Origin of the sequence: Streptomyces sp. NPDC007162, from assembly GCF_040634175.1 — a bacterium.
In the GTDB taxonomy this organism is placed as follows: domain Bacteria; phylum Actinomycetota; class Actinomycetes; order Streptomycetales; family Streptomycetaceae; genus Streptomyces.
Genome location: NZ_JBEYFC010000784.1, coordinates 1 through 3,012, shown reverse-complemented (window position 1 = coordinate 3,012; position 3,012 = coordinate 1). Strand labels below are relative to the sequence as shown.

The window sequence follows — 3,012 nt, the reverse complement described above, 5'->3', positions numbered from 1 at the left end:
CGAGGCCGGAAAGTCGGTCTCCGACACCTGGAACTCGGTCTACTCGGGCGGTTCGTACGACCTGACCGTGCACGGCCCGAACGGCTTCCTGCGCACCTTCCGGGGGCCGGGGAAGGCGGCGGGTCCCGAGGTGACCGCGCGGCCGCACGGCGACGACATCGAGCTGACCCTCACCAACAAGGGGGCCGGGACCGTGCGGCTGAAGCTGACCGACGGGTACGGGGGCAGGCCGTGCACGGTCACGGTGCGTGCGGGGGCGACCGTGCGGCACGTCGTCGGCCTCGCGCACAGCCACCGCTGGTACGACGTGACCGTCACCTCCGACGCCGACAGGACGTTCCTGCGGCGGTTGGCCGGGCATGTCGAGAACGGGAGGCCCGGGGTGAGCGACCCGGCGATCATCACTGAGTGATGCGCCCTTCGGGGCGCTTCGGCGAGTGATGTCTCACAGTGCCGTGAGGTGTCCTGGCTCCTGTTTCTGTTGGGGAAGCTGGGGGAGCAGGGCCTGTTCCGCTGCTCTCCTCGCCTCCTCCAGGGCCAGTACCGCCGCCACCGGGTGCTGTTCGTCCGGTGCGACGACCGGGCTCGCCGGTGTCACCCGGGTGAGCAGGACCACGCCCCAGCAGGCAAGGGCCGCGCCCGCCAGGGCCAGCAGGATGCCCGCCGCGCCACCCTGCAGGCCCTGGCCCAGCAGGGTCAGGCCGATCGCCGCCGCCGCCATCGGGTTGGACAGGGTGACCACCGCCAGGGGGGCGCCCAGGCCGCCTCGGTAGGCCGTCTGGGAGAGGAGCAGGCCGCCCACCGCGAACGCGGCCACCAGCACGGCCACCACGATCACCTCGGCGCTCAGCAACGGGCCCGAGCGGTCCGTCGCGGCCACCGTCACCGTCTGGGTGAGGGCCGAGGCGACGCCCGAGGCGAAACCGGACGCGGTGGCGTGGCGCAGGCCGGGGCGGGTGCCGGGGCGGGACAGGACGCCGATCAGGGCGGCCGTCGTACCGGCCACCGTGACGGCCTCGGTGAGGCTCAGCACCTGGTGGGGCGCGGGGCCGGAGGCCGTGACGAGCAGGGCGCCGAGCCCCACCAGGGTGAGGGCGGTACCCCGCCACTCCGTGGCGCTGACGCGGCGGCCCGCCACCCGCGCCCCCATCGGCACGGCCGCGACCAGGGTGAGCGCGCCCAGCGGCTGTACGAGGGTGAGCGGACCGTACTTGAGGGCGACGACGTGGAGCAGGGCGGCGCCCGCGTTCAGGCCGACGGCGGCCCACCAGGCGCCGGAGCCGAGCAGCCGCGGCAGACCCGCTCCGGCGGTCTTCGAGGCGAGGCGTTCCTGGGCGACGGCGGCGGCCGCGTAGGCGACCGCGGAGACCAGGGAGAGGGCGATGGCGACGACGGCTGCGGTGCTCATCGGGCCGCCCCCGCCGGCAGGGGCTCTTCCGGTACGAGGGTGCGGGTGCCGCGGCCGGCCGGGGTGGCCGTGCGGTGCGACGGGCGGAGCGGGGCGGGTGTCCCCCCGGCCGACGTCCCGGGGCGGATCAGGGCGAGGGCCGCGCCGAGCATGGCGGTCGCGACGACCGAGTCCAGCCAGTAGTGGTTCGCGGTGCCCACGATCACGAGGAGGGTGGTCGCCGGGTGCAGCAGCCACAGCCAGCGCCACCGGGACCCGGTCGCGACGATCAGACCGATCGCCACCATCAGGGCCCAGCCGAAGTGCAGCGAGGGCATCGCCGCGAACTGGTTGGAGAGGTGGTCGCGGGCGGGCGGGCCGTAGACGGAGGGGCCGTAGACGCGGGCGGTGTCGACGAGGCCGGTCGCGGCCAGCATCCGGGGCGGCGCCAGCGGGAACGTGAAGGGCAGCACCAGCGCGGCCGCGGTGACCACGGCGAGGACCCGGCGGGCCCAGACGTAGTGCGCGGGACGCCGCAGGTAGAGCCAGACCAGGAAGGCCAGGGTGGCCGGGAAATGAACCGTCGCGTAGTAGGTGTTGGCGAGGTGTACGAGGGTGTCGCCGTGCAGCAGCGCGGACTGCACGTCGACCTCCGAGGGCAGGTGCAGCGTCCGTTCCAGGTCCCAGATCCGGTGGGCGTTGTGCAGGGCCTCGGCGGTGTGGCCGGTGGCCAGTTGCCGCCCGAACTTATAGACGAGGAAGAGTCCCGCGACCAGTAGGAACTCACGGACGAGCGGCGGCCGGGCTATCGCCCCCGGCTCCGGTTCTGCCCTCTTGGACTGGGATCTCATCCCAGGCCCCCTCACTGCCGATACTCATCGATACGAAAGCGTACCGATACGCCACTGTACCGATACGACAGAGTACCGGTACAGTGGCGTATCGATAGACGTGGGACACACTGGTTGTAGGTATCCGAAGAGCGAGGAGAAGAGCGCATGACGTCGCAGGCCGCGGACGGACCGGACACGGTCGCCGCCTCGCGCCGCTCCAAGATCACGCCGGAGCGTGAGCGGGAGTTCTTCGACGCCGTGCTCGAACAGATCCGCGAGTGCGGCTACGACTCCGTGACCATGGAGGGCGTCGCCGCCAGCACCCGGTGCAGCAAGTCCACGCTCTACCGGCAGTGGAAGAACAAGCCGCTGTTCGTCGCGGCCGCGCTGCGCGCCAACCGCAAGGTGCGCTTCGTCGGGATCGACACCGGTACCCTCGCCGGAGACCTGCGTCAGGTCGCCGTCGCGGCGGGGGACTGGTCACGCAAGGACACCAAGCTGCTCCAGGCGCTCGGGCACGCGGTGACCTCGGACCCCGAGCTGGCCCTGGCGCTGCGCGAGGCACTGGTCGACCCCGAGATGTGCGCCCTCGCGGACATCCTGCGGCGCGGTGTCGAGCGCGGCGAGGTGCCCGCCGGACATCCCGCCCTCGAGTACGTCCCCGCCATGATGTTCGGCGTCCTGCGCATCCGCCCGGTGACCGCGAACGTGAACCCGGTGCCGTGCCCGTCGGGCCGCCGGTCCAGCTCCACGGTCCGGAAGCCCACCCGCCGCCGCCAGGAGTCGGCCACC

General features: G+C 72.9%; 4 protein-coding genes. 2 read left to right on the top strand and 2 right to left on the bottom strand.

The window, feature by feature from the left end:
- Positions 1 to 412, top strand: a 412-nt coding sequence (locus tag ABZ646_RS43865) for a phospholipase domain-containing protein (RefSeq protein WP_360532611.1), incomplete at its 5' end; no start/stop codon positions are given.
- Positions 413 to 445: 33 nt separating this feature from the next.
- Here ABZ646_RS43865 and ABZ646_RS43860 read toward each other — a convergent pair.
- Both ABZ646_RS43860 and ABZ646_RS43855 read right to left on the bottom strand, forming a co-directional pair.
- The gene (locus tag ABZ646_RS43860; RefSeq protein WP_360532608.1) at positions 446 to 1,408 is read right to left on the bottom strand and encodes a hypothetical protein; all 963 of its coding nucleotides are present in this window, start codon (positions 1,406 to 1,408) and stop codon (positions 446 to 448) included.
- Positions 1,405 to 2,238 (bottom strand): phosphatase PAP2 family protein, encoded by an 834-nt coding sequence (locus tag ABZ646_RS43855; protein WP_360532605.1) that lies wholly within the window; start codon positions 2,236 to 2,238, stop codon positions 1,405 to 1,407. Before ABZ646_RS43855 ends, ABZ646_RS43860 begins: the two co-directional genes overlap by 4 nt.
- Before the next feature lie 147 nt (positions 2,239 to 2,385).
- Between ABZ646_RS43855 and ABZ646_RS43850 the strand changes: the two genes are divergently transcribed.
- Positions 2,386 to 3,012 (top strand): TetR/AcrR family transcriptional regulator (locus tag ABZ646_RS43850; RefSeq protein ID WP_360532602.1); only part of this gene is annotated, 627 nt, incomplete at its 3' end.